Genomic DNA, 26,479 nt, shown 5'->3' on the forward strand with positions numbered 1-26,479 from the left:
GACACAGCCTTTGCAAACGTTAGGTCACAGGCAACATGAAGACAGCTATCTTTTGTGATTTCGACGGCACTATTTCCCGACGTGATATCGGTTACAACCTGTTTCATCACTTCTCGCAAGGACGAAACGATGAACTTGTCCCGCTCTGGAAAAAAGGTGAACTGACAACGCGCGAATGTCTGCTTAAGGAAGCGGCGATGGTGCATGCGCACTCCGATGAGATCTATCGCTACCTGGACCAGTTTGAACTCAATCGAGGTTTCGAACCGTTTGTCCGGTTGTGTCAGGCGAATTCGGCGGACTTGGCGATTCTCTCCGACGGTCTGGATTTCTACATTGAGTACGTGCTGAAGCGCCATCGGTTGAATCATCTGCCGCTCATTGCGAACGCCGGACGTTTGGAGGACAACCGCCTGATCGTGACCTTTCCCCACGACAACCAGTCGTGCCGCCGATGCGGAAGCTGCAAAGGGGAACGCATACGGGAATATCGGCTTCGGCATGGGGAGGTAAAGGCTGTGTTTGTGGGCGACGGCTATTCCGACGCCTGCGGCGCTGCCGAGGCCGATATTGTTTTGGCCAAGAAAGACCTTGAACAATACTGTGTCATACACAATATTGACCACATCAGATACGATACGTTCGACGACGTGTCGCGCTTCTTGACCGAGCGTCGATTGTTGAGAAGTTGATGGCCACAAAACTGAACAGAGTTGAGACATGAAAGCTATCATCATGGCCGGTGGTTTCGGTACCCGGCTGAGACCACTCACAATAAACATACCCAAACCAATGGCGCCTATCGGTAATCTGCCGATGATGGAGCATGTCGTATCCCTGCTGGTCAAGCATGGTGTCGAGAGTATCACATCGCTTTTGTATTTTCAGGCCGATCATATTCGTGACTACTTCGGCGACGGAAGCTCCTTCGGGGTGAGCATCGACTATGTCCAACCGGATGATGACTACGGCACCGCCGGCGCCGTGCGATGTGCTCTGGAGACAACCGATGAGCCGGTGCTGATTATTTCCGGCGATCTGGTGACCGATTTTGACCTGTCCGAGGCATTCGCCTGGCATCAGCAACATCGAGCCGAGGCCACCCTGCTGTTGACGCGACGTGAGAACCCGCTGGCCTACGGTATCGTGATAACGGACTCCGATGACCGTATCGTTCGGTTTCTGGAAAAGCCGTCATGGGGCGAGGCATTCTCCGACACCATCAATACCGGAATATACATCCTTGAACCGGCGGCTATCCGGCTTATTCCACCCGAGACCAATTTTGATTTCGCGCAAAACCTCTTTCCGTTGATGCTGTCGAAGGAGATGGGGTTGTATGGAAAAATCATGGAGGGATACTGGAAGGATATCGGTAATGTGGCCGAGTACCGCCGCGCCCACATCGATCTGTTCGACGACAAATTGAAACTCGACTTGAAAACGACCGGTGAAGAAGGTGATGGCTTCGCCCTGTACCGAGGGGAAAACGTTCAGATAGACAAAGGGGCGCATCTAAGCGGGAAAGTGATTCTCGGCAACGATGTGTCGGTGGGACCCCAGGCGCGACTGCACAACTGCGTGGTCGGGCATCGTAGTTGGGTGGGGGCCGGCTGCGAGTTCACCAACACCGTCCTCTGGGATGACAATGTGGTTGGCGCCAAGACTACCATGAGCAACGTTGTGGTCGGTTATCATACCCGCATCGGCCAAAACGTGCAGCTTTTGGACGACGTCATCGTATCCGACGATTGCGCTATAGGCGACAAGGCCACCGTGCGCGCCAACTGTAAAATCTGGCCGGGCAAGTCGGTCGATGCCGGCGCTATCGTGTCCACCTCAATGGTCTGGGGCGAGAAGTGGAATCGAGAGCTGTTTACCGACTCAAAAATCGCCGGATTGGCCCTGGTGGAAATCACGCCTGAGATGATGGTCCGAATCGGCGCCGCCTTCGGCGCGTTTCTTGGCTCCGGCGCGGCGGTGGTTACCAGCCGTGATGCTTCGGATACTTCGAGGCTATTGAAACGTGGTCTGATCGCCGGTCTCCTGGCGGCCGGAGTGAATGTATCCGACCTGGCCATGCTGCCCATCCCGGTGGTGCGCCACGGACTCAGACGCGGAGACTTCGCCGCCGGTATCTATGTCCGCCACAGCCCCCAGGACTATCGAATGATCGATTGCATTTTCTTCGACGGCACAGGGCTGGATCTGCCGACCTCCAAGACGAAAAAGGTCGAACGAATCTACTTCGGCGAGGAGTTCGAACGGGCATCGCTCGATGCCACCGGTCATCTGGAAATACCTGCGAATGTGCAGGAAAACTATCGCACCGATTTCATGGCTGCGATTAACAGCTCCGTCATCAGGCAGGCCGGTTTCAAGCTGGTCGTCGATCATTCCAATGGCTCTTCCAGTCAGATTTTTCCCACTCTGTTTTTCAACCTGGGGATATCCGCGATTGAGTTGAACGCCAACTTGAATCCGCGCAAGTTCTCAAGCTCCCTTGAAGAACACAGCCAGGCAATCGTTCAACTCTCTTCTATTGTCACCTCGCTCAACTGCGACATTGGCTTTTTGTTGAATAGCGCCGCTGAGAAACTGACCGCGATCGACGAACTCGGTCGGCCGATCGAGAGTCAACTGCTCTTGCTGATCGTCACCGATCTGTTTTTGAGCACCAACCAAGCCAGGAAAATCGCAGTCCCGGTGGCCGCATCGATGGGTGTCGAGCAAATAGCCGGTGACCACGGCGTCGAGGTGGTGCGCGTGGCCAACGATCATCTGGCCATGATGGAGGTCTTCAGACGAGGCGAAGTAGATTTTGTCGGAGGCACCCGAGGCGGATTTATTTTCCCGGGATTCCAGATGAGCACCGATGCCATGCTGGCGGCGGTGAAACTCCTTGAGATGATGGCCACCACCAAAACACGATTAGGCTCCATCCGTGGCAAGTTCGAACACCTGGTCAGGCGGACGGTCTCGGTGCCGTGCCCCTGGTCGATGAAGGGGACGGTCATGCGTAAGTTGATCGTTGGTTCGGACGACAAGCAAAGGCAGTTGATCGATGGCGTCCGGATATTTGAGGATGAAGGTTGGGTACTGGTGGCGCCGGATCGCTTGACCGCGGCCTTCAATATATCAGCCGAAGCGGAATCACCGGAGGGAATCCAGAACCTGATCGAGCGCTACTCGGCCATCGTCGAGGAATCGCAGGACGCATAGCGGCTTTCACCAACAGGTATCCTTACGGCCAGTCTTGTAGGTCAGAACCCTTGTGGTCCTGACTTCCTGTAAAGTGCCAGGTTCCTAAAGGACCTGACCTACTATCTTCGCGGACAGGTATCTGCCCAGTTTGTGGTTGCCGAATCTTCAGATTCGGCAACACGGTTCGTCGGCGATGCGGCTGTCGCGATCTGAAGATCACGCAGGCACAATAGGTTCACCCTTCGACTCCGCTCAGGGTGAGGTTACAAGTATGCAAAGCATCCGGCCGCCATGTTGGGGTTTACAGGGAACGAATCCGGCGCAGGCGATCGACGACCAAGGCGGCAATCTCTTCGAGCATAAGCTTGTCCTGATCGGTAAAGAAAGCCGGTTGATCCGAATCGATATCGATCTCTCCCAGGACAGTGTCACCATCCATCAGCGGCACTACAATTTCTGAACGAGTGGAAAGTGAACATGCGATAAAGCGTGAGTCGGACTGAACGTCGTCGACAGTGACAGTCGTTTTCTGTGACGCTGCAGCGCCACAGATGCCACGGTTGAGTTCGATTTTGACATGCTCTGTCTCCTCTCCGATATAGGGACCCACTTCGAGGTGACTGCCCTGCATCATATAAAAACCGGTCCAGTTGTAACCGTCCGAGAAGCCGTCGATCAACTCAATCACGGTCCTTAGCAGCACCGCTTCAGAATCAGCTTCAGTCGCGGCCGTCCTTACAGTATCGATCAACTCAAGGCGTTGCGATTCCATTACAGCTTCTCCCTGATCGCCCGCAGGTTCTCCATGGGTATCTCCGGTGGGATCGAGCAGCCGGGTCCGATGATCAATCGACGAGGATCGTGATCGGACTTGATCCTGTCGATCTGGTAGCCGACTTCTTCGGGGTTGCTGTGTAGTAGCCATCCGTTTTGATCTACCCCACCCACCAGTGTCAGGTTCTTGATCTGGTCGGAGGCATTGTCCAGAGGCAGATTGGTTGGATCACAACAGTCCCAATTGGCCAACTGGCAGTGGTGGTCAAGGCCGGCCAGTTGTTTTAGATAGTTGTTCGATTCGCAAACGTGCAGAAGATTAATCGCATCGCTCTCAGACGCTTCGATGACCTTGAGATCGTGGGGCAGTCCAAACCGTTCGTACTCCTCCCAGGTTAGCATGTCTCTGGTTGCCCACTGGGTGGTGGCATAAAAAACCCCGTCGGCCCCGGCATTACGCAGGTCGCTGGTGAAGGCGGCGAAGGTTTCGGCGATGGCTTCCAGGGCAGGTTGGACTGAATCCGGATCGGACCTGAGATGCTCAAGCAGCGTCTGATGGTTTTCTACCAACCGTCCGGCCACTGACAACGGCGTGAAGACTGTCATCAGAATGGGCAGCTCCTTGCCCAGAGCCTTGCGGATTCCGGCAACGACTTTGAGGTGCTCGGCCAGCGGTGGGCTGGACAGCGGCAGCCGCTGTATCTTCGTCCAGTCATCAGGCGTGACCACCGGAAAGTTGCTCTTGCCATGCTTTGTGAACTCGTGGTGGGAATACTCAAGCTGCACACCCCAGCCCTGGGCGTGATAATCGGCGCGCGGGTTGAGCTTCATGAAATCCCAGTCGAGCATCTTCTGAAAACCAACCATCGCCTCGATAGTACCCTCGGCATGGTGTTCCATGTGAAAGAAATGGCGCCAAAATGAAGCGGCGAACCGATCCGGTTTCTCACCGGCCAGGATCATCTGGCAGCGTTCGCGATGATTATACTTATCCATAGCAGGTGCCTGTTAATTGCGCAGGTTCTGATGTTCTATCGATTGATTCAGGTGCTGTCAGGTGACTCGCCTGACGGCCATTTGGGAGAGAACAGGGCGTGGTGCCCGCGTGATATTCGGATCGCGCGGGAGTAGACACAGGGGGATCGACTCGTGGCCGAGTCTGAAGACTCGGCCACCACAAGAAGACGTCGGTAAACAGACCCCTACGGTTCGATCTCGTCTGCCTATCGATCACTTGTCCCCCCACTGCTCAAACAACCGGTAGTAGTGCTTGGGGTACTCAGGTTCGGCGCGCAAGTAGCTTGGGATGGGAAACCGGATACCACCTTTGTGGGTTTCTGAAAGCCCGGCCACAATCTGCTGTTCCATACCGCTCGGAATGGTCAAGGCCATTTCATGATCCTGGGTCTGTCCAAAAACGCGGTCGCCGTAGCAAGGCAGGACTACTTGCGGTTTGTTGGTGTTGATCGTCTCAATGCAAATATCAGCGCAATCGAGCCGACCGGAAAAGCGTGAGTTTATGTACCCACCGTCCTTGTGAAGACAGGCCACCAACAAGCGCATCACCTGGGCCGAGTTGCCGTAGATCAGGTATAAATCCGGTTCAAATCCGGCCCGACCGATCGGCGCCGTGAGGATATGGCTGTACTGTTGAAAGTTAAACTTCGGCACATCGGCTTCGGTGCGTTGGCCCGCTTCTTTGGACTCGGTGAACATGCCCGAGCACATCTCGCCGCAGGTGAAAGCGTCCACTTCCGGTTTGAACCCGAAGGCGGTCAGAGCCAGCGGGCAGTTGATATCTTCAACACCTACGGCCATCTGCCATCCATAGCGACGGGCGATCGAGAAAGTCTGGCATACAGCCACCGGATGTCCGAATTCCTGACGGGGTCGCTTTGTCCTTTCCGGCAATGTCTCCCCCGGTTTTACCATTCGCACCGCCAGGGGATAACTGTCCGGGCGGACATGCCTGCTAATAGCCTGGTCCAACTGAGTTTTGGCGTCCATATTCACTTTCGGCACTCTCATTCTTCCATAGATAAACGTGCTGTGGCCTATTTGGTTCGGCCCACCGGGCAACAAGCCGGTGCGGCAGACTTAGAGGGCAATATAAGTGATGTTTATCGATGGGGTCAACGCTGTTTATTGCTTGAGTAAAACCTGAGGGAACCTTCAGTCTTTCAAGCGATTGCCGAAACTAATAATGATGTAGTCTATCGCGAGTAAACTCAGACGGAGTGTTTTGATGCCCACCAAGATTTTGGTCATAGACGACGAAGATTCCATGTGCAATTTCATGGAGATCATGCTGGCCAAGGCAGGCTACACTGTCGATACCGTTGTCTCTGCTCCTGACGGCGTTTCGATGCTCAAAGAGAAGAACTACGACCTGGTCATTGCCGATTTGAATATGCCCGAAATGTCCGGCATTGACGTGCTCAAACAGATTCGTGCCTTTAAGAAGGATCAGGACCTGGTTGTGATGACCGCCTATGCCTCGGTGGAAACGGCCATCGAAGCAATGAAACAAGGCGCCGCCGATTACATCACCAAACCATTCAAAGTGGATGAGATCAAGCTGACAATCGAAAAGATTATCAACCGTCGACACCTGCTGATCGAGAACGACACACTCAAAAAACAACTCCAGGGCGATAACTCATTCGACAATTTCATTGGCACCTCCGAACAGGTTGCCAAGCTGAAGAAACTGGCCCGCCGGGTGGCCTCGTCCGACTCGACGGTTCTGGTCTTGGGTGAATCCGGCACCGGTAAAGACCTGATCGCCAAGGCCATTCATCATCATTCGCCACGTTGCGGCGGCCAGTTCGTAACTATCAATTGCGCCGCCCTGCCCGAGCAACTGTTGGAGTCGGAACTCTTCGGCCATAAAAAAGGGGCCTTCACCGGCGCCATTCGAGATAAAGAAGGACTCTTCAAAGCAGCCGACGGCGGCACCTTTTTTCTCGACGAAATCGGCAACACTTCTCTGGCTATTCAGGTGAAACTCCTGAGAGTTCTCGAAGACAAGACAATCACACCGGTGGGCGAGACCAAACCGGTTGAGGTTGATGTTCGGCTTATCGCGGCCACCAACTCAGACCTGGAAGATGATGTCAAGGCCGGGCGGTTCCGCGCTGATTTGTTCTACCGTCTTAACGTGATCCCTTTGCACATCCCTCCTTTGCGGGAACGGAAAGAAGACATAAAACTGCTGACCGGCCATTTCATTAACCTCTATTGCAGCAAGCTCAACTGCACCCTGAAGAACGTGTCTGAAACAGCGGTAGACCTTCTGAAAAACTACCACTGGCCGGGCAATGTCCGAGAGCTTGAGAACATGATAGAACAATCCGTCCTGCTGGTCCGGTCCGATACTATCGAAGCCTCCGACCTGCCGGACAAAATCAACACTACTCCGCAGATGGGGGTGGTGCAGGAATCTCAGCCGTCGACACCCACCCTTGAGTCGATCGAGAAAGCATATATCCACTTCGTGATGAGCCAGACCGACGGCAAAAAGGCCAAGGCGGCCAAGATTCTGGGGATCGACACCTCCACGTTATACCGAAAAATCGAACGATATGGTTTGAAGGATACCGCCGGTTCGAAGGACACCGAGGGGCTCAAATCGATCAAAGTAGATTAGTAGGAAATTCAGGCAGCTCAAAGGAACACGATTTGCCACTATTCGGCGGTGCAGTGACCGAACTCATGACATGAGGACACTATGAAGATACTCAGAAATAGCTCAGCCGGATTCACACTGATCGAGTTGATGATCGTGGTAGTGATAGTAGGCATACTAACGGCCCTGGCCATTCCCCGGTATATGTCGGCCTCCACCAAAACCAAACAGGCGGAAGCCAAATCGATCCTCAAGCAGATTTATGTCAACGAACGCACTTTTCGTCAACAGGAGGGGAACAACGCCTATTATATTCCGGCCGGACCGGCCTCGGCGTTAACCCCCAACGCTCTCAACCAAATCTGGATAGAGATCGGCTCCACCGCCAAGTATAGTTTCACCGTGGTCAGTGTGGGCAACGGCTTTCTGGCCACAGCCGAGGGGAACATAGACGATGATGCGGCCGTGGACACCTGGACTATTGACGATGCCGGTGTGCTGACTTGCACTTGTAACGATGTTGATGAGTCCGCCCCCTGTGCTTAAGCTGCTACCGGCCTGAAAATGCTTGAGGCGCCCTTTGTGGGGGCGCCTTTTTTTGTCTTTGTAAGCTCCACCCCGTCTCTCCGAAAGCGGCCTTAAGCTTGTCGCATGTTGGCAAACCCCGCGGAACGTTACGGGGTTTGGACCTGAACACAACTGTGGCCAAACTCTATCTAATCCGAGCCTATTGTCATTGCATTTTGCCATGCTTTTTCGCAAGACGCAACTGCTCTCACTGCGAAAACCTGTCAAAAATGTGGAGGTTAGACCATACATATTAGCCACTTAGAGAAGAACCTATGCCTTCAAAGGACTTACAAGCTGTGCAGAAAAAGTCGGCTGGTTTTGCACGGTTTATGCGATAGTCCCCTGCAGAAGAAGACACGAAACCAAGAACCGGAAGACCAACCCAAGGAGGTCGCAATGTTCAGTCGTATTCACAATCGCAAGGGTTTCACCCTCATCGAGTTGATGATCGTTGTCGTGATCATCGGCATTCTGGCCGCTCTGGCCATCCCGCGTTTCATGCAGGCTACCACCAAGTCCAAGCAGTCGGAAGCCAAGCAGATTCTGAAGCAGATCTACACCATGCAGCGTGCCTACCGTCAGGAAAACGGCCTCTACGCCCATAACGGAGATGCCAGCACCTTAGGTGTTGACTACGTCTTCGCGGATATCGGTGTTGAAGTCAGTGGCGAAGCCACCTACGTTTACACCATGACGGCCGCCAACAACACTTTCTCCTGCACCGCCACCGCCAACCTGGATGACGATGCTGCGATTGATAGTTGGACTATCGATCAGACTGGATTACTCGCTCCAGACTGTGATGATGTTGTTGAGGCTGCGGCTTGCGCATAGAGCCAAGCTGAACTCAGACAACAAAGCGCCCCTCCGGGGGCGCTTTTTTTTTGGTGATAAGTCACCTGAGTTTCAACGGCCTGTGCTAGCCGCTATACAGATGGTTTGACACTGCTTGGCAAATCTTTCGTCTTGGGCGGATCGTAAGCAATGACCAGAAGCATATCGTCCTTCTGTAGCGTGTGAAAAGGATTCTCCTTCTTGTTGGACAGCATCGGCAACGGATTGATCTTGAACTGAATCCTTCCTTTCACTCGCCGGCCAATACCTATGGGAATGACACCGTCTTTGGTTGTGACGTCGGTACATGCGACGCGGTACTTTCTGAAGGAAGCACCCGTCACAGAATCCGGTATTTTCACGGTATAAAGCTCGCAGGTGTCTCCCGTGGGTGTTAACAACTGGCGATAGACGTCGCTGAGACCTCTGTTCAAAGCACATTGGGCAAGTAGCATAGTCCGAATGTTACTTGAGGCAACAAAGTCCAGCGTTCCGGGGAAAGATCGTCTCAGTTCAGTAATCACCTTGACGTTGGCGACATTTCGCAATTCCACCACTACATCGAGCTCCACATCGTTATCTTCCGCGATCTCCTTTAGCACAAATACCGTGCGAAGTGTTTTTTCATCACTGGACTGTTCGCGATCATCAGCAAGCACAATGATGGCATCTGATTTCTCGACATTTGCGTTTAGTAGTGACATTTTGGCCCCGGGGTCGCCGGGACAGAAATACACATCTTCGAATCCCTCCGATCGCCGTTTTTGGAATTGTCGATTGAGCTCTTTGAAGTCAATTCCGGGGTCGTCCGAAACCACTGCGATTACCGAGTGTTCAAGGATAGGACTCCTAAGCTGTTCGATTACGGCGAGGGCGCGGGAGTTCCAATTGGCAATGACAAAGTGATCGGAGAGTTGCTTGGGCATACCTGCCTCCATGAAATGAATTATAAAACTCGATGCGAATAGACCGGTAATGAGGGCAATCATCAATGGCCCTAGGACTAGTGCCGATAGGCAAAAAAGCCTACCCACTCCAGTTACCGGGACACGATTTTCCATTCCGCTGACTATGTATATCACAACAGAATACACGGACTCAAAGAAATTGGAGAAGGCCGCATTGATCTCGTGTTCCGCTAAATAGGCACCATAGGAACAGGCAAGAGCCAGCATAATAGCAATGACTCCGAGTCCGCGAGCGGGATGGGAACGAAAGAATCTAAACAGCCTCAGACGGAACCGGAATGACAAGATTATCAGCGTCACAAAGGCTACTGCCAAGACAATGTTGATGGGGGTGAAAAACGTGCTCGGAGGGGGCATGTAGATACCATTGCCGTATATAGAGAAATTGTCCAGGGATTGAGTGGATTGAAACCTGGAGAAGAGCCCTGAGTAGTCACTGCTGTCGCGGTTTTCGAGCTCAGCAGTGGCGGCATTAATTAGAGTCACAACTCCACTTACAAGTGCTGAATCCTCGTTTCTTGTTGTAACCAGAAGTACCGGCACCGATATGGCGTGGATGTCGGATGACTGGTTAGCATACGTCCTGGCAGGAATACTTCGGATGTAAATCCCTGTACGTTTGTCCTTGGATCGTCCGATTGTGATTTGTTTGCGTGCATCATGATCTAGTGAGTATAGATGCGCCACTCTCGCCCTCATGAGGTCTTTAACTAGATCGTTTCCTAACCCGTCAACATAGGTCGCGACATCAAGTTCATCCGCACGAAAGAGTCCTTCAACTTCGTCCAAGGAAACATCTTCTCTATGCGTATATTGCCCGGACGAAATACCGAGAGTGTTGAACAGTCCCTGGGTAGTAGATTTCGTACCGCTGCCGGGGAGCCCGGGAAATATCCGCAGATCACGAAACTGCGAGGCGCGCTGGATATTGAACTGAGATCTGACCAGAATGTGAAGATATTCCTCGAATATGGGTTTGATGACTTGGATAGTTGACTCGGAATCATGCCTCAAATGCTCGACTAGAGCATCCTGCTGAGTTAGCGCGAACCGGACTTTTCCGGAATCCAACATGCGGAGGTTTTGCTGAGAACCGTTTGTGATGGAATCTCGGACATTCACGTTCGAATTCTGGCTCAACTGCGATGCCATTTTGCCGATCTCTGCGTAAATGCTCCCTTCTGGCCCAGTGGCGATTACGGTGTCAAGAAGGGAACCGCCCTCTGTACCCTCATCTGCCCAACCAACAAAGCCAGCAAAGAGTATCAGTAAGGTTAAAGCAAGCGAGTTTATGAGTTGCCTATTGATTGTCATTCACCAGCTCCCTGTCTTGTAACTGTAGCCACGTTTCCTAATCAGAGATGGACATTGGTCAACTAACCTGCGATCAGATGAAGAGCCAAAAGTACATTCATAGCTGAGCACACATCAACGATTCTCACTCCCAAGCAAGTTCGTATTGTTGGTGAGAGTATAATAAATACCGTAGAGGAACTCAACCATTTTTCGCTGCCCTCTCCCGATTTCCATCATGCGTGTTCCACAGGGTCTTGCACGCCGCAGGAGGGTGTGATCCTGCGGTCGGAGTAAGCGAGTAATCCCTGGAGCCTACAGCTTTTCCTTGCGCTTCTTGAACACTATACGCGATATCCAAATGGCTGCGGCCAACAACGCCACTCCAAAGAGACCTCGATCTGATGTGAGCACGGCTTTGAACAGCCGAAAAAGAATCTCAAAAATGTTGCCGGAGGAAATGTCTACATTCTCGACCGCTCCGAGTATCAAATAACCGGCCACCGCCCAAAGAGCATATACGAGAATCGTTAGGGTAAGGCGGTCTCTGGGATTGATCCGTTGATGTGCAGACTTATCGGATTCTTCGTTGTCAGCGTCTGGAATGGCCAAAATACCTCAGACCTAATCAACTGTCGAAACCTCGCCCTTCGACTGCGCTCAGGACGACCCCTTCGGGACAGGGGTTTCGACCTACCTTGTTAACCTGGATGAAGTCTCGGGCGCGAAGCGCCAAGAACCCATTTATCAGTTTATGAGTCGACCGTCACAGTCTCGGCGTTGAGAGCTTTCAGATCGCAGGTGAAATGCCTGAGAAACACCGGCTGTTTCACGATCTCGAAACCTTTCAGGCTGTCTTTGCGAGCCACAATCTTTTCGGCCGTTTCGGCAATATAATCCAGATGTGAATTGGTAAACACTCTTCGAGGTAAAGCCATCCGCACCAGTTCACGACTGGCGTGCATCTTCTTACCGGTATTGGGGTCGACCCCACCGAACATCAAGGAACCTATCTCCACGGTCCGAACGCCACCATCAACATAAAAGGCGCAGGCCAGACTCTGACCGGGGAACTGTTCAGCCGGTATCTGGGGCAGCAGTTTACCAGCATCACAGAACACGGCGTGACCGCCAGTCGGTTCGACGATAGGTATTCCAGCCGCCTTGATTTGCTCACCGAAGTATTTCACCTGATCGATCCGGAAATCGAGGTAGTCGTGTTCCATCACCTCCTGCAATCCAATGGCCAGCACTTCCAGATCGCGCCCGGCCAAACCGCCGTAGGTCGGGAAGCCTTCAATCAGAATCAAAAGTTCGGTGAGTCGGCCGAACAGCTCTTCATCGTCGAGAATAATAAACCCGCCGATATTGGCCAGCCCGTCTTTCTTGGCCGACATCATGGCGCCGTCGCACAGTGAGAACATCTCGGTAGTGATCTCAGCGATAGACTTATCCTGATACCCGGGCTCGTCCCGCTTGATAAAGTAGGCGTTTTCCGCAAAGCGAGCACAGTCGAAGAAAAACGGAATCCGATAGTAGCGACAGATGCGCGACACTTCGTGAATGTTGGCCATCGACACCGGCTGCCCACCCACCGAGTTGTTGGTGATGGTCATGATTACCATCGAAATCTGCTCCGAAGTGTGCTTCCGGATAAACTCCTCCAACCGCAGGACATCCATATTCCCCTTGAACGGTAGTGGTTCATCGGAGTCCGCTTCCGGGCACGGCAGATCGAGCGGTATGCCGCCTTTGTGCAGGGTGTTGCCGCGGGTAGTATCGAAGTGGGTGTTGTTCAGCACATACTTTCCTTTTTCCAGGATAGATGTGAACACTATGTTCTCAGCCGAACGCCCTTGATGGCAGGGGAGCAAAAACCGCTTACCGAATATCTCTTTGACGGTCTTTTCGAACTTACGAAACGACCTCGCCCCGGCATAAGTCTCATCGCCCAACATCAGGGCGGCCCATTGCTGCGCCGACATCGCCCCGGTACCGGAATCGGTCAGCAAATCGAGGTATATCCATTCGCCATCGAGCTTGAAAACATTGTAGTTGGCCTGCCTGAGCCGGTAGAGACGTTCTTCCGGCGACAGCAGCTTAATCGGTTCGACTGATTTAACGCGGTAGGGTTCCGCGGGTGGACGCTTTCTCATTTTAGTACTCTCTTTTTTGACGGTTCCAGGTTTACGGACCAGCGGTCAAAGAGAGCGGCTTAGGTGGCGTCTTTTACCCAGCGGCGATGGTACTCGATCCCGAGGTGTATGAGCGACAGAGCTGTGTATCGTGCGTTCGCCATCATGCTTTCCTTAGCTTGAAGGATGGAACGATCCGTCCGGTGACTATCTTCCGGGCGTTGCGAACCTCTGGTTGCTCGTGCTTTTTCATAAAGGGATAATGCTCAATATTCTTTATTATGTCAAGCTGCTTGAGAGCTTCAATTATTATCGCCCCCATCGCCCGCCAGTTGCCGTCGTGGACCTTGACTGCGATCCCGACCGATGGTTCGGCCAGACCGACTCCCTCGATGGATTCCCCACCCACCTTGCAGACGATATTGTGCTCGAATGAACGCATCAAAGCCAGATCGAGCCGGTGGCGACCGGAGACCATCTCGGGGTAGCTGCGCATAGCGTCTCGGATACGAGTGAGCGCCGCCCGAACGATTAGATCGTCACTATCGACATTGGCCAGTCTCATAAATGCTCGTGCGATGTTCAAAAGCGGTAGCGGAAAGTTCGGCGCACTGCACCCGTCGACCCCGGTCGGCATCTTCTCAATCGGATACTCGCAGAAATCGCTGACCGCTTGCTTTACAAGTTTCTGGGTCTTACTCTCGGGATTGATATACTCGCCGGGCTCTTCACCGAGAAACTTCGCCAGCGCCAGAAACCCGGCATGCTTGCCCGAACAATTATGACGTACCGGATCGGTTTCTTCGCCGTCATGCGGAAACTCCATCGTCTCTTGCATACCGAGCGGCCAGTGGCTGCCACACTGGAGATCATTCGGCGTGCAGCCAATGGCTTCCAGAATCGATAGCACGACATCGCGGTGGTCGTCGGAACCGTTGTGTGAGCCGCACATGATAGCCAGTTGTCGCGGTGTGAACTTGAAATGGTCGGCGGCGCCGGCGGTCATCAGCGGGAGAAGCTGAAACGGTTTGATGCACGAGCGGGTCATGCTGACCATTTCAGGATCACCAAGCGAATGGGTCAGCTTACCTGATGCGTCGACTACGGCAATCGAGGCATAGTGTAGCGCTTCGATTTCATCACCGCGATACACGCGGGCCGCGAGGTGGGGTTGGTTATTCATGTGTCAATTTCGATCTTTGGGTCCGTTCACCCTTCGACTGAGCTCAGGGCAGTCCTTCGGACCGAGGGTATCGACCTACAGGTGATTACCGCGACGCTATGCTTCCTCGCAATGACTAATACCGTGTCATGCTGAGCGCAGTCGAAGCATGAAATCCTATTCGCCACGCGCTCACCCTTCGACTGCGCTCAGGGTGACACAGATAAGTCGGTTTCTTGCCTAAGGAACGTAGCGCGAAAAAAGTAACTTGTTACCTAGGTCCCATGTTTTGGGCGATAGCCGTGATCAAGCCCTCCAACTGCCCGGACAACATCACGCGATAGACACCCTCATGTTTCTTCGTGGTCAAAACCGAAACCTCCGACATGCCGATCCCCATAGCCTCAGCCGACGTCCGCACTACCACATGTACCAGCGTGTCACCCTCCACCGTTTCACCAAGTATCTCGATCTCGGCGCTACTCATGGCCGCTTGCAACTGCGGCACGGCGGTGAGAATCTCCGTCATGGAAAAGGCGAAGAACTCAGCGGCTGACATGTTCATAAACTCCTGCGTGTTGAGTGACCGACCGAGCCACTGAAAACTATCGGCCACGGCGCCGGTGGAATCGACCTGAATCGCAGATTCGACCATCGGACGCAAGATCGACTGGTAGCGGTCCAGACCGTCGGGGTGCAACGCCTGTGCGTATGTTGTCCAATCGGTCGCACGGTAGGCGTCGTGGGCTGCATTGGCTGCTTTGCTCGCTTCGCCGGTTCCACCTCCTCCGCCCGAGGAACAGGAAGCCGCCATCACCATGGCAACGATGCACAAGTGTCCGAGTAGAACCGCTAAGTTCAGTGTCGAAGTTCTCTTTGTCATTTTATCTCCATTCTGAAATACAACTTGTTCTTCAAAAACAGTCCTGCAAACATGGCGGGCAAGGTAGGCAAAAAAGCGGGGTAAGGCAAGCGGGCGGATAGTCGGACCTTTCGTGGGTGGCGTTGGGCGACCCCGCCCGACGCCTACCGGTCAACCTGCCTGCTGTCAGGCGAGTCGCCTAACAGCACATGCAACGTGCTGGTTCGCGTCATTGCAGCGGATGGGTGGCCCGGACTTCAGTCCGGGATTCAAGGCTCTGATAGACGTGAACGAACCCACGAGCCGCATCGCTCTTGGTGGGATACCGAAGTTCATCCTTCGACTCCGCTCAGGATGAGATGGAGGAGGAGCTCAGGATGGGGTGGAGGAAATGTAGTGGATAGTAGGAAGTCGGAGCGAAGCGCGAGAAAGCGATTTATCGCCGCGAAGCGCGAGAGAGCGATTTATCGCCGCGAAGCGCGAGAAACACGGCTTGACCGTCTTAGTTATTCAACCCCGTCGAAGGGGCGGGGATACGTCCGCCGCGAAGAACAAACCGCTCCGAGGAAAACTTCGACACCGGCATAATCGGCGCTGTCCCCAAAAGCCCGCCATACTCGGCTGACTGGCCAACCATTTTGCCGGGCACCGGAATGATCCGCACGGCGGTGGTCTTATTGTTGACGACACCAATAGCTGCTTCGTCGGCGATGATCCCGGCGATAGTTTCAGCCGGTGTGTCGCCGGGTATGGCGACCATATCCAGCCCGACCGAACAGACCGCCGACATCGCCTCAAGTTTTTCAAGCGAGATAGCACCCGCCTCGACCGCACGTATCATACCGGCATCTTCGGAAACCGGAATAAACGCGCCGGACAGTCCGCCGACATACGACGACGCCATCAAACCGCCTTTTTTGACTGCGTCGTTGAGCATCATCAGAGCCGCGGTACTGCCGGGGCAACCACATCGTTCGAGACCCATCGCTTCAAGTATATCGGCCACCGAGTCGCCCTCGGCGGGCGTAGGAGCCAATGACAGATCGATAATGCCGAACGGTACGCCCAACCGTTCGGATACTTTGCGACCAACCAACTCACCCATGCGGGTTACTTTGAAGGCCGTCCGTTTGATCACTTCGGCCAGGACGCCCAGATCGACTTGTCCCGCTTTCTTGACTGCTGAAAGCACCACGCCCGGTCCGGAGATACCTACGTTGATAACCGTGTCCGGTTCCGACATGCCGTGGAAGGCACCAGCGATAAACGGGTTGTCCTCGACACAGTTGGCGAACACGACCAGCTTGCAGCAGCCGATTGCTTCTGGGGTCTTCTCCGCAAGGTCTTTAATAACTATCGCCATGCGACCGATCGCGTCCATGTTGATCCCGGCCTTGGTCGAGGCGACGTTGACCGATGAACAAACGCGCTGGGTTGCTGCAAGTGCTTCGGGGATCGAGTCGATCATGGTGACATCGCCTGCGGTCATGCCTTTTTGCACCAACGCCGAGAAGCCACCGAGATAGTCGACACCGAGTTCAGCGGCACACTCGTCCAACGTCTTGGCAATGTTCACAAATGTTTCATGCGAGTGTCCGTCGGCGATTATTGCGATAGGTGACACGGCCAGACGTTTGTTGGCAATAGGTATCCCGAAATCGCTGGAGACCGTCTCGACTGTCTTGACATGGTGCTCCCCCACTCTCAGCAACTTCTCTCGGATATTAGACGCCAGCTTGCCCGGGTCCGGGCTGGCGCAATCGCGCAGGGAGATACCGAGTGTCACGGTTCTTATGTCGAGGTGTTGCACCTCGGTCATGTGAATCGTTTCGACTATTTCGTTCGGATCGTAGGGCATGGGCTCGCTCAATCTATCAATAAGGGTACTTAAGCTTTGTCCGCAACTCCAGCTTTGACTCGTACAGTCCTATATAGATGTTCGTTCAACTCGGTCAGAGCATCAGTCAGATCTGTAATGAGCTTCGATTTGACGGTCACTTTCTGTCCTATAGGACATAGCTTTATGCGATCATGGACGTACTTATTCATTTCAGCTCGATTATGCACGACAAGGTTTCGAGTGTAATAGGCAGCCCTGAGATCGGACCACTTGAGTAGGTCTTGGCTAATGTGAACAGTCATACGTTCCTGAAAAAACTTTGCAATGCCGTCGATGCTCTCATGACCAAGTCGGTCTAACTCCCGATCAATAATGTTGTTCTTCAACTGCTTTACAGAAGACGCTGACAAGATTTCGCTATAGTCGAGGGACTTCCGTTGTTGACCATCCCGCTGATTTGAACCACCAATTAGTTGTCCAGGCCTACATGCGAAGAACACTCGCACATACTCTTTCACGATTTCTTCAAACAACATAATCCCATAGACGAGTGCGATCTTATTGACGATGGCTATGCTGTACGGAAAACCTGTTTGACTCACTCGCTGTTGCCAACTCGGGAACCGGGCTTTTCGCTCTCTTGCTACTGCTTCTATGAGGGCGTCCTTGTACTCCTCACCCTTTGGAGGCTCACCAAGTGGGCCTGGCTTGGCTTCTAACTTCACAACTTGGGGGGCTTTCTGGGCCGCGTCGACCACTTCTTCAATAAATGCGTTGACGGACTTTTTAGTTTCCTCGTGGGCTTTCTCTCCAACCAGTGCTACGAATCTGGACAACTCAGTGATGCTCTTCTTGAAGTGGCTCTTAAGCTCCCTGAGATTCTCTTTTGCTGCCTTTTTGGTCACGCGCCTATATCCTGTGCATGTACCTGAAAATGTCCTCGTGCATGACATAAACCTTCATGCCGAGTTGCGTTTCGGTCTCCTGCAAACGTTCCCGCAAACCACTGAAGTCAACAGTACTCCCCTCGATGTTCACGATCATTATCATCGAGAAGAAATCCTGCAACAACGTCTGCGAAATGTCCTCGATAGAACAATTACTTTCGGCCAGCACAGAGGTCAACGCCGCGCCGACACCGGGACGGTCCTTGCCGAAAGCTGCGATTATCACACGCGTCTTGTCGGACTTTTCGATCTGTTGGTAGAGCCCGCCTTGTGCTTCCACCAACGCTTCGTCGGGAGGGGGCAGCTGGGAACCCACAGGCCCGCTATGGCGGGGTGGGCCACCCACGGGCGAAGATGGACTCCCGCCTTCGCGGGAATGACTGGAGGGGGCTTCCTCGTAGGGCGGGTCCGTCTTCGAACCCGCCTTTGGTGGCAGGTCTGGTGGCGAAGCCACTTCTTGTCGCTTCGTGACCTGTTCATTTTCATTGGCTGCCGGCGTGTCGCACGTCGCGCCTTCGACTTCGGGGTTGCCGCGTTGTTGGTTGAGTTGGTCGACGACACGGTCGATCACCTGGCGCAACGCTTTGGCGTCGAGTTTAGTCCCGGACTGTCCGGCGACGATCTCGGCGATCTTGCCTATTTCAAAGTCTGATAAGCTCATGTTACCATTCCATCTTTATCCTTCACATTCCACAGCAAGCTGGGGGTACACCAGTCACGCGCGTAGCGCGAAAAACAGGCTTGCCTGTCACCCTTCGACTCCGCTCAGGGTGACACCGATAAATCGGTTTCTCGCCTTCGGCGTTGGAGTCTTGGCGAGCACGGATGGATTCCCGCCTTCGCGGGAATGACAGCAAAGTTGCATCGCAGTATATCCGTCAACTGATCTACATTCCTAATGATCCCACAGCCCAGCCGGGGCAGGGTGGGCCACCGTCTTCCTTCCCCTCTCGAGAGGGGTGTCGCGCCGAAGGCGTGACGGGGTGTGTTCTTTGGGAGTTCGAATCAATAACACACCCCTAAACCGACTCTCAAGAGGGGACTTTGAAAAACACACTAACCTCATGCCGAGCGGAGTCGAAGCATGACGTTTTACTGTCGGTAAACACCCTTCGACTGCGCTCAGGGTGACACCGATAAATCGGTTTCTCGCCTTCGGCGTTGAAGTCTTGGCGAGCACGGATGGATTCCCGCCTTTGCGGGAATGACTGTGTGGTTCCATTACAGTATATCCTTCAACAACTCCGCGCGCGGGGAGGGGATCACTTCGATATTGACCAACATCCCGCTTCGTGAAATCACTTCACGGCCCGCTTCCACCGCCGAACGCACGGCGCCGATCGGACCGGTCAGCGTAACAAACGCTTTCCCACCAAGGGCCATGGCCAGTTTGATTTCAATCAGCTTAACATCGGCGGCCTTAGCGGCGGCATCGGCCCCTTCGATCAACGAGGCGACCGAAAACGACTCGATAATGCCCAGTGCATCGAGTTTGCTCACATCGGTTGAAGACGACATAGCCGGGAAAACATCCGGATGAACATTCGGAATCACGAACGAGTCGATCACCGTTTCATTTCCGTGCTGCTCACCGGCGTCTATAGATGCCTGCACCGCCTGTACATCACCGGCGATCAAGTTGATAAACTTGCCGGAACAGATCGTGCGGCTGAGCACCAGTTCGACCGCCGCCGCTTTCATCATGGCATCGGCCGAGCCGATACCACGGGCGATTGAACTGTATTCTATAAGGCCGATTGCGTTGTAAGCCATCTGTTAATTACTCTCGATTCTAATGCCGTCGTCAATGTGCGTCACCCGTCCGTCGATTGATGCATGCACAGTCGCACCGATTGTTCCTTCCGGTATCTCGCCGATCTTCTGTCCCTTCGTGACATTTTCGCCAACCTCTACCAGCGGGACAGCCGGGTATCCAAAGTGCTGTTTCAAAGGTATCACTACCTGCTCGGGTTGGAAACCGTTTTCTACATATTCCGCCGGTCTATCATACGGCATCAAACCAAGCTTGCGAGTCAGACGTTTGATAGACACTTTGCGGTCGGCCTGCATCGGATGGGCCTTAAGGTCGTGATCCGGCGGTGTGTAGGGCAGATTTTTCAATTGGACATTGACCTTGGAACGGACACAGGCTTGTTTGGGATCGAGATCCTCCGGGCAGGCGTAAAGCGAGCAGAGATTGCACTCGCAACAATTGAGGGCGAACTTACTCCAGAAATCTTCTTTCTCACCGGCAAAACCCAGAGTTCGCATCACTTTGTGTGGCTCGATCTCATAGCCCAAAAGATACCTGGGGCAAAACTCGGTGCAGTAGGTGCACTGGTCGCACGCCGACTGACCTATCTTCTTGATCTCAGGTATCGTCTGGCTGCGACGACGGATCAGGGTGTGATCCACCGGCAGCACGATGTATCCTCCGCTTGTTTTTGTGACAGGGGATGACAAATGGGTCACCAGTGTACCCATCATAGCGCCGCCATCGAGCAAGGCGATATCGCCTTCGCATGAGGGTCCTTCAGCCAGTCGCAATAGATCGGAAAAGCTGGTTCCAATTGGCACTTTCAGCGTAATCGGTCTGTTCACCGCCCCGGCTATGGTGATAAACTTCTCGGTCACCGGGATGTCGCTGGCGGCATTGGCTACATTCAGAAGCGTCTCGACATTTGAGACAACGCAGCCGATATCGACCGGGTAGCCACCATACGGAATCAGTCGCTGGGTTGCTTCAAAGACGAGCACGTACTCGTCTCCGGCCGGGTAGTAGTCACCCATTTCGAATATCTCGAAACCGGTGTCGCCGAAGATGCGCCTGAACTGTCCGATAGCTTCTGAGTTTTTGGCTTTGATTCCGAGAATCGTGCGCGAGGCACCCACAGCTTCGGAGGCCAGTTCCATGCCCTGCTTGACCTCGTTCGGAAAGCGCAGCATGAGTTCTTTGTCTTTGGACAAAAGCGGTTCACACTCGGCGCCGTTGGCCAGCATTATCTCAACGTTGGCGTCGAACTTTATGTGGGCGGGGAACCCGGCGCCACCGGCACCCACGATGCCGGCCTGTTTTACTTGTTCAACTATTTTATGCACTCGGAACGGTCCCGTTATCCAATCTAAATCGCACCTTTGTCATGCCGAGCGCAGTCGAGGCATGATCTTTCCGATATATCTCTCACCCTTCGACTGCGCTCAGGGTGACCAATGGATTCCCGCCTTCGCGGGAATGACGGCAATTGTGCTCCCGCACAACCGCATGTAGAGCGAAAAACACACTTGTGTGTCCTCTCTAGAGAGGGGTGCCCCGCCGACGGCGGGGCGGGGTGTGTTCTTCACGCAATGAAATCAATAACACACCCCTAAACCGACTCTCAAGAGGGGACTTATAAGACTGCGCTCTTCCTGAAAGACGCTTTCTGCAATGACCGACAAATCGACCTCACAAAAGAGGCTAAACCTCAACATCCGATTCGAGCTGCTGAGCCCGTCGGTGATTAATACGCTCCAAAAGCCCACCGGAGCGAACAACAATGTAAACTATGGCAACAATCGCACCCAGTCCGACCACGGCGGCGACAATATAGTACCACTTGAGATTACGCATCATGAAATCCTTCATGCTTCATGCACCGATTTTTTGAAAGTGATCTTCTCGGGGTCCAGATCACCTCTGTAAAACTGCTCTTTGACCTCGTACTCATCGATGATTCCGACCACAGCCGCCTCGATCGATGAGTCGTCATTCTCCACGGCCAACCTGGCCGCGCGTCCATAAGCCACCATCACCAACTCCCCCTCACCGGCGCCGAGGATATCGGCCGCTACTACCGTGTCGGTGTTGGGTGCTTTATCGAGGTTATACGGCTGGATGATGAGGAATTTCATCCCCTCGGTGTTGGCGGTTTTTCGAGTAGCCCACAGCGACCCGACAACTCTTCCGATAAACATGCTTTAATCCATATCTATGACGCGTCTGATAGCGTCGATTAGCTGTTGTTTGTTTGCTTTTGAAACCTCGCGCCCTTTCAAGTGTAACCGCTTGAGTCCACGGGCCACCTGGCGCAGTTCGACCACGGTCATGTTTTCGAGATCGTGCGGATCAGCACCTGGAGTTCGATCCACGACCTGCGAAGGCGCCGACGATTTAGGCGGAGCTATCGGGGCCCTACCCGACAATCCGCCGGGAACAGTAGGGCTGGGCGGCGTGGGAGCGGAGTCGTAACTCAGTGGCGGGCGGTCGTCACCGGGACGGAACTGCGAGTTGTATACTTTTGTCGGGATGAGCGGCGACAAACCATCGTCGGGATTGGGGATGACATGTACCGCGACCAGTTCACCGATTCGTTCCACTGCCTGAGCTGCGGCCTCTACAGAAGCCTGTACGGCTCCGAGTTCACCCTCGATTCGTATGATCATCATACTGGCACCGGTATACTCAACCGACGCGACCACTACCGCAGCCGCCTTGGCGGCGGCATCGGTGGCCTCGATAGTGCTTATCAAGCCACGCGTTTCTATAAGGCCGAGGGCGTATTTGGACATTGCCTAAGAATAAGTCAAAGCGGTCCAAAAGTAAACCGGTAGCACTGTGCGACCGGGTAAAAAAAGCGGGGCGGCATTCCAGAGAGCCCGTTGAAATACCGCCCCGAGATAGTGGGCCACCCGCACTCCCCTCGAATGCGGGTGGCCTGTCCTCAGAGAAAAAACATCCAAGCACATTTTACAGCGCTCAGGGAGCAAAAATGACAGTCAACATGTATGCAACCGGTATGCCGCATCTCCCTGGAGTCGCCTATTAGCGCCCATAACCTACAGTGTGCCAACCGATTACCGTAAGCCCCCGCCAGAATTGAGGATTCGCCTGCAAATTCGATTCGTACAGATGTACGAGCGAAAACGCACAAAAAAAGCGGCAAGCGCCTGTAATACAGACGCTTACCGCAACCAAGGAGTGATCTATCGTTTCGTCGCTCAATACGAAAATGTTGCCTGATACAGGGCTAAGTCGCCGCAGCTAAGGTAGGCAGGCCGGGCCACCGGTATTGATACGCATCAAATGTGGCCTCGTCAGGCCCACGTTGGCATCTGCTCAACCGCGCCGAAGCTTCACCATGCATCCAGGAACAAGCCTGCTGCCTGGGCTAGCTGGCCTGCCCTGACTGGGGCACAATGTCGTATCGTTTTAGTTTCGTTCGCACGGTAGCCTCGTGGATACCGAGCATCCGGGCCGCCTCGGATTTATTTCCTCCGGCGGTGATTAGTGCCTCCACTATCAATTGACGTTCAAACTGCTCAACCCGCTCGAACAAGGAACTGCCGGCTGATGCAGATTCGGTCGTGAATAGGGTTCGCGACAGCTCAACTAAGTCTTTGTCGGCTACCAGGTCGGCCATGACCTCAAGCCGTTTGACCTTGTTGAACAGGTCCCGTGTATTGCCGGGCCAGTCGTAGGCCACAAACTGGCGCACTAACTCCATCGGCGGCTTCTGACCCTCGGCCAAAAGCTTTCGCTGAGTGAGGAAGTGATCCAACAACATTGGGATGTCCTCTTTGCGTTCGCGCAACGGCGGTATACTGAAAGGAATCCCGGAGAGCCTGTAGTACAGGTCACGCCGGAATTCACCCCGTTCAACCATCGCCTCAAGATCCTGGTTGGTCGCGGCAACCAGTTTGATATCCAGGCGAACAGGTTCAGTTGTACCGAGAGGTGTTACCTCTTTCTCCTCAATCACATTGAGCAGTTTGGTTTGCAACTGAAGCGGCATATCACCGATTTCGTCCAGCAACAGGACGCCACCGTTGGCCGCTACAAACAGGCCTGGCTTTTTGTTGTCGGCGCCGGTAAAAGCGCCGCGGTCATAGCCGAACAACTCGGATTCAAGCAGAGTGTGCGGTACCGAAGCGCAGTTTATGGCCACGTATGGTGTTCCCGGTCGAACCACATGGTGGTAATAGCGCGCCATGTGATCCTTACCGACACCGGTTTCTCCAGTCAACAGAAGGGTCAGATCGGCTCGTCCGATAGCGGCCAACTGTTCCTTGAATTGAATTATCGCGGCACAGTTGGTCGGGAAGTCTACATCGCTCTCGTCCGACCGACTGAGTCGATGACCGCTTGCCCCTTCATGGTAGTCGATGGCGCCTATCAGTTTTTCCACTTCCTGACGCTTGACCATCAGCTTCATTCCGGTGAAGAACTCCTCGGCCCTGAATAACAGGGTGAGTCGTCGCCGCACCGGATAGACTTCGGAGCAACCGGCCGCTATCAACACTTCGGCCAATTCGGCTCGTACTCCGGTAGCTTCAAGCATAGCGAGAGCTTCACCGAATAGAGCGGTTGCTTCATCAGTCCGACCATCAGCCTCGGCGATAATGGCAGCTACCTTTTTGAGGGCTCCAATCTCGACACGATCGTGCGCCGTTTCCATTGTAACGGTCGCTTTCGACAGGTACCGTCGAGCTGTGCGGTAGTTGCCTATCTTGACACATAGTTCGGCCAGATGACGCATGACCCGACCACCAAGACTGGTGCCCGGCGCGGTCCGCTCGGCGATCTCCAGCGCCTTTTCCAGCGTCTCGCGAGCTTCATCCAGACGGCCTAACCGATAGCGCAACTCACCCAGATAAGTGAGACAAATCGCTTCGTCACGAGGCCGGCTGAATTCCAGTGTGCCCGGTAAGGCTGCTTCGAGAGTTTCCTCAGCAATAGCATACTCACCCTTGAGCATCTGGACATAGCCGAGCGCAATATTGGCCCGGGTTACTTCGAGCCAGTCGCCCAACTCGCTTGATAGTTCAATGTTGAGATTGAGATGCTTTTGAGCCTCCTCAAAGTCGCCAATGAAAGTATGGATACGGCCAATGTTGCCTACCATGTAGGCCAGCTTGGCCCGATCACCTAAACGTTTGGCGATCTGAATAGCATCCATGAGGTTGCCCAGAGCATTCTGGTACTCATGCTGACTGTAGAAGTGTCCGGCCAGAAGGTTGAGAACCCTGGTCTGTCCTTCCAAGCAGTCGTTTCTACGAAAAATCGACTCTGCGTCGCGCAGGGCCTTTTCCGTTTCCTTCAATTCACCCATAGAACGTGTGATCTTCGCCAATGTAACGAAGATCTCAGCCAACAAAACAGAGTCGCCTTCTTCGGCGGTCTTGTTTTGGGCCATTCTGGCGGTCCGCAAAGCGGCGGGGTGGTTGTCGAGGGAAACGTAGGCCTTGGCGACATGGTGCAGGATAGAACCTGCCCATGTTCCGCCGGCGGTGTCAAAAGTATCACGATTCGTTTCGTAATACCGCACCGCGCCGGCGAAATCTCGCTTTGTTACCAATGACGCTAAGTAGTGCGCCATGGCATCGCGAAACTCAATGCCAACGGGTGTTTCCTTCGACATTATTGGTTGCCTCCAAAGTTGGTGTTGACGGGTTGGGTCGGTTCAATCTCCTGGATCCGCCCTTGGATGAAGTGGTCGGCTTCGGCATCGTTCTTGTCCTCGACGCCGCTAAAGCCCAGCCACTTGAACAGGATGTCGGTGATAATCATATCGGCCGGAATCCAGCCGCCGCCGATTGCGCCACCGGTACCACCGGGACCATCGTCGGGACCATTGTCGCCACCCCAGGTGTGGTCATCACCGGTTGAGGGACTGGCATAGCTCCACGGCGCCGAACGGGAGAAAGCCTCACCGCTAAGCGCGACCAGCAGCGTCAACACCAACGCTGACACAAAAATCGTGCGTTTCATCGCATCACTCCTTGGTATGAGTTATGGTAAAGATAACTATTCTTGTCACCTTCATGTATGGCGGGGTAGGCGGAATGAGGTTGGCTTGGTCCATAAGCCCATTATGCATCCCACCCTCACATAGAAGGTACGCCGTAAGGTGTTGTTTGTCAAGGGCTTTTTCCGGTGAGACATGGTGTGTGCGAAGATGCGACAAAGCCTTTGTGGGCCTACTATCTCGCTGGTAGGTAGTGGACGGGGCAAAAGTGGAACGGCACAGAATTGCGGTCCGGACGGGTCAGCCATCAAACACAGAGGCGGCAAGTCTTGCGGGGGGGGAGCAAGGCAGGTCTGTCCGCTGACGTAACGAATCGCCGGGACCCCGAGGGGTCCCAACCTACGAAGACTGCTGCGATGGGTGGGCTCTACGTAGGGTTTGGATGTTGCGCTGGGTCCTTCTCGCCACGGGCGGGGGATGAGACCCAGCGCGTGGATGACCAGCAGGGTCACACTCCGCCGCGGCGGACCAGGACCCT

General features: G+C 53.9%; 22 protein-coding genes and 1 pseudogene. 5 read left to right on the top strand and 18 right to left on the bottom strand.

Annotated features, from left to right (window positions below; translation table 11 throughout):
- Nucleotides 1–35 precede the first annotated feature (35 nt).
- A complete protein-coding gene (locus OEV49_04640) occupies nucleotides 36–692 on the top strand; it encodes an MtnX-like HAD-IB family phosphatase (protein ID MDH3890349.1) in 657 nt (218 codons plus the stop codon).
- A 28-nt stretch (nucleotides 693–720) separates the two neighbouring features.
- A complete protein-coding gene (locus OEV49_04645; protein ID MDH3890350.1) occupies nucleotides 721–3,222 on the top strand; it encodes a sugar phosphate nucleotidyltransferase in 2,502 nt (833 codons plus the stop codon).
- Nucleotides 3,223–3,505: 283 nt separating this feature from the next.
- On the opposite strand, the gene OEV49_04650 is transcribed toward OEV49_04645, so the two are convergent.
- The 3 genes from OEV49_04650 to OEV49_04660 all read right to left on the bottom strand — a co-directional run bounded on the left by OEV49_04650 (nucleotide 3,506) and on the right by OEV49_04660 (nucleotide 6,000).
- Nucleotides 3,506–3,976: a GAF domain-containing protein gene (locus tag OEV49_04650; protein MDH3890351.1), complete on the bottom strand. Its 471-nt coding sequence runs from the start codon at nucleotides 3,974–3,976 to the stop codon at nucleotides 3,506–3,508.
- The gene (locus OEV49_04655) at nucleotides 3,976–4,974 is read right to left on the bottom strand and encodes a hypothetical protein (GenBank protein ID MDH3890352.1); all 999 of its coding nucleotides are present in this window, start codon (nucleotides 4,972–4,974) and stop codon (nucleotides 3,976–3,978) included. The genes OEV49_04650 and OEV49_04655 overlap by 1 nt, the downstream gene beginning before the upstream one ends.
- Before the next feature lie 234 nt (nucleotides 4,975–5,208).
- Nucleotides 5,209–6,000 carry a DUF169 domain-containing protein gene (locus tag OEV49_04660; GenBank protein ID MDH3890353.1) on the bottom strand — a complete coding sequence of 264 codons (792 nt, stop codon included), beginning with the start codon at nucleotides 5,998–6,000 and terminating at the stop codon, nucleotides 5,209–5,211.
- A gap of 223 nt (nucleotides 6,001–6,223) precedes the next feature.
- Between OEV49_04660 and OEV49_04665 the strand changes: the two genes are divergently transcribed.
- From OEV49_04665 to OEV49_04675, 3 genes and pseudogenes are all read left to right on the top strand, one after another.
- Nucleotides 6,224–7,627, top strand: coding sequence for a sigma-54 dependent transcriptional regulator (locus OEV49_04665; protein ID MDH3890354.1), 1,404 nt, complete (start codon nucleotides 6,224–6,226; stop codon nucleotides 7,625–7,627).
- Nucleotides 7,628–7,708: 81 nt separating this feature from the next.
- Nucleotides 7,709–8,152, top strand: coding sequence for a prepilin-type N-terminal cleavage/methylation domain-containing protein (locus OEV49_04670; protein MDH3890355.1), 444 nt, complete (start codon nucleotides 7,709–7,711; stop codon nucleotides 8,150–8,152).
- Between the two features lie 432 nt (nucleotides 8,153–8,584).
- Nucleotides 8,585–8,674 (top strand): annotated as a pseudogene (locus OEV49_04675) (prepilin-type N-terminal cleavage/methylation domain-containing protein).
- A gap of 428 nt (nucleotides 8,675–9,102) precedes the next feature.
- On the opposite strand, the gene OEV49_04680 reads toward OEV49_04675, so the two are convergent.
- The 15 genes from OEV49_04680 to OEV49_04750 form a co-directional block, all read right to left on the bottom strand.
- Nucleotides 9,103–11,292: a hypothetical protein gene (locus OEV49_04680; GenBank protein ID MDH3890356.1), complete on the bottom strand. Its 2,190-nt coding sequence runs from the start codon at nucleotides 11,290–11,292 to the stop codon at nucleotides 9,103–9,105.
- Nucleotides 11,293–11,586: 294 nt separating this feature from the next.
- The gene (locus OEV49_04685) at nucleotides 11,587–11,883 is read right to left on the bottom strand and encodes a hypothetical protein (protein ID MDH3890357.1); all 297 of its coding nucleotides are present in this window, start codon (nucleotides 11,881–11,883) and stop codon (nucleotides 11,587–11,589) included.
- Nucleotides 11,884–12,023: 140 nt separating this feature from the next.
- Complete coding sequence (locus OEV49_04690) at nucleotides 12,024–13,427, bottom strand: tryptophanase (GenBank protein ID MDH3890358.1); 1,404 nt, start codon at nucleotides 13,425–13,427, stop codon at nucleotides 12,024–12,026.
- A gap of 142 nt (nucleotides 13,428–13,569) precedes the next feature.
- Nucleotides 13,570–14,589 carry an asparaginase gene (locus OEV49_04695; protein MDH3890359.1) on the bottom strand — a complete coding sequence of 340 codons (1,020 nt, stop codon included), beginning with the start codon at nucleotides 14,587–14,589 and terminating at the stop codon, nucleotides 13,570–13,572.
- Nucleotides 14,590–14,839: 250 nt separating this feature from the next.
- A complete protein-coding gene (locus OEV49_04700; GenBank protein ID MDH3890360.1) occupies nucleotides 14,840–15,451 on the bottom strand; it encodes a hypothetical protein in 612 nt (203 codons plus the stop codon).
- A gap of 481 nt (nucleotides 15,452–15,932) precedes the next feature.
- Nucleotides 15,933–17,288, bottom strand: a complete 1,356-nt coding sequence (locus tag OEV49_04705; protein MDH3890361.1) for a PFL family protein — start codon at nucleotides 17,286–17,288, stop codon at nucleotides 15,933–15,935.
- A gap of 29 nt (nucleotides 17,289–17,317) precedes the next feature.
- Nucleotides 17,318–18,175: a hypothetical protein gene (locus tag OEV49_04710; protein ID MDH3890362.1), complete on the bottom strand. Its 858-nt coding sequence runs from the start codon at nucleotides 18,173–18,175 to the stop codon at nucleotides 17,318–17,320.
- 4 nt (nucleotides 18,176–18,179) lie between these two features.
- Entirely contained in the window at nucleotides 18,180–18,878 is a 699-nt protein-coding gene (locus OEV49_04715; GenBank protein MDH3890363.1) for an ACT domain-containing protein, read from the bottom strand.
- Between the two features lie 560 nt (nucleotides 18,879–19,438).
- Entirely contained in the window at nucleotides 19,439–19,990 is a 552-nt protein-coding gene (locus OEV49_04720) for a BMC domain-containing protein (GenBank protein MDH3890364.1), read from the bottom strand.
- Nucleotides 19,991–19,993: 3 nt separating this feature from the next.
- The gene (locus OEV49_04725) at nucleotides 19,994–21,316 is read right to left on the bottom strand and encodes a 4Fe-4S dicluster domain-containing protein (GenBank protein ID MDH3890365.1); all 1,323 of its coding nucleotides are present in this window, start codon (nucleotides 21,314–21,316) and stop codon (nucleotides 19,994–19,996) included.
- 358 nt (nucleotides 21,317–21,674) lie between these two features.
- Nucleotides 21,675–21,842 (bottom strand): hypothetical protein, encoded by a 168-nt coding sequence (locus tag OEV49_04730; protein MDH3890366.1) that lies wholly within the window; start codon nucleotides 21,840–21,842, stop codon nucleotides 21,675–21,677.
- Nucleotides 21,839–22,171: a EutN/CcmL family microcompartment protein gene (locus tag OEV49_04735; protein ID MDH3890367.1), complete on the bottom strand. Its 333-nt coding sequence runs from the start codon at nucleotides 22,169–22,171 to the stop codon at nucleotides 21,839–21,841. Before OEV49_04735 ends, OEV49_04730 begins: the two co-directional genes overlap by 4 nt.
- 3 nt (nucleotides 22,172–22,174) lie before the next feature.
- Complete coding sequence (locus OEV49_04740) at nucleotides 22,175–22,765, bottom strand: BMC domain-containing protein (GenBank protein MDH3890368.1); 591 nt, start codon at nucleotides 22,763–22,765, stop codon at nucleotides 22,175–22,177.
- Nucleotides 22,766–23,364: 599 nt separating this feature from the next.
- A complete protein-coding gene (locus OEV49_04745) occupies nucleotides 23,365–25,614 on the bottom strand; it encodes a sigma 54-interacting transcriptional regulator (GenBank protein ID MDH3890369.1) in 2,250 nt (749 codons plus the stop codon).
- Nucleotides 25,614–25,964, bottom strand: coding sequence for a hypothetical protein (locus OEV49_04750; protein MDH3890370.1), 351 nt, complete (start codon nucleotides 25,962–25,964; stop codon nucleotides 25,614–25,616). The genes OEV49_04745 and OEV49_04750 overlap by 1 nt, the downstream gene beginning before the upstream one ends.
- Nucleotides 25,965–26,479: the final 515 nt, after the last annotated feature.

The organism is Candidatus Zixiibacteriota bacterium (genome assembly GCA_029860345.1).
Lineage (GTDB): Bacteria > Zixibacteria > MSB-5A5 > GN15 > FEB-12 > JAJRTA01.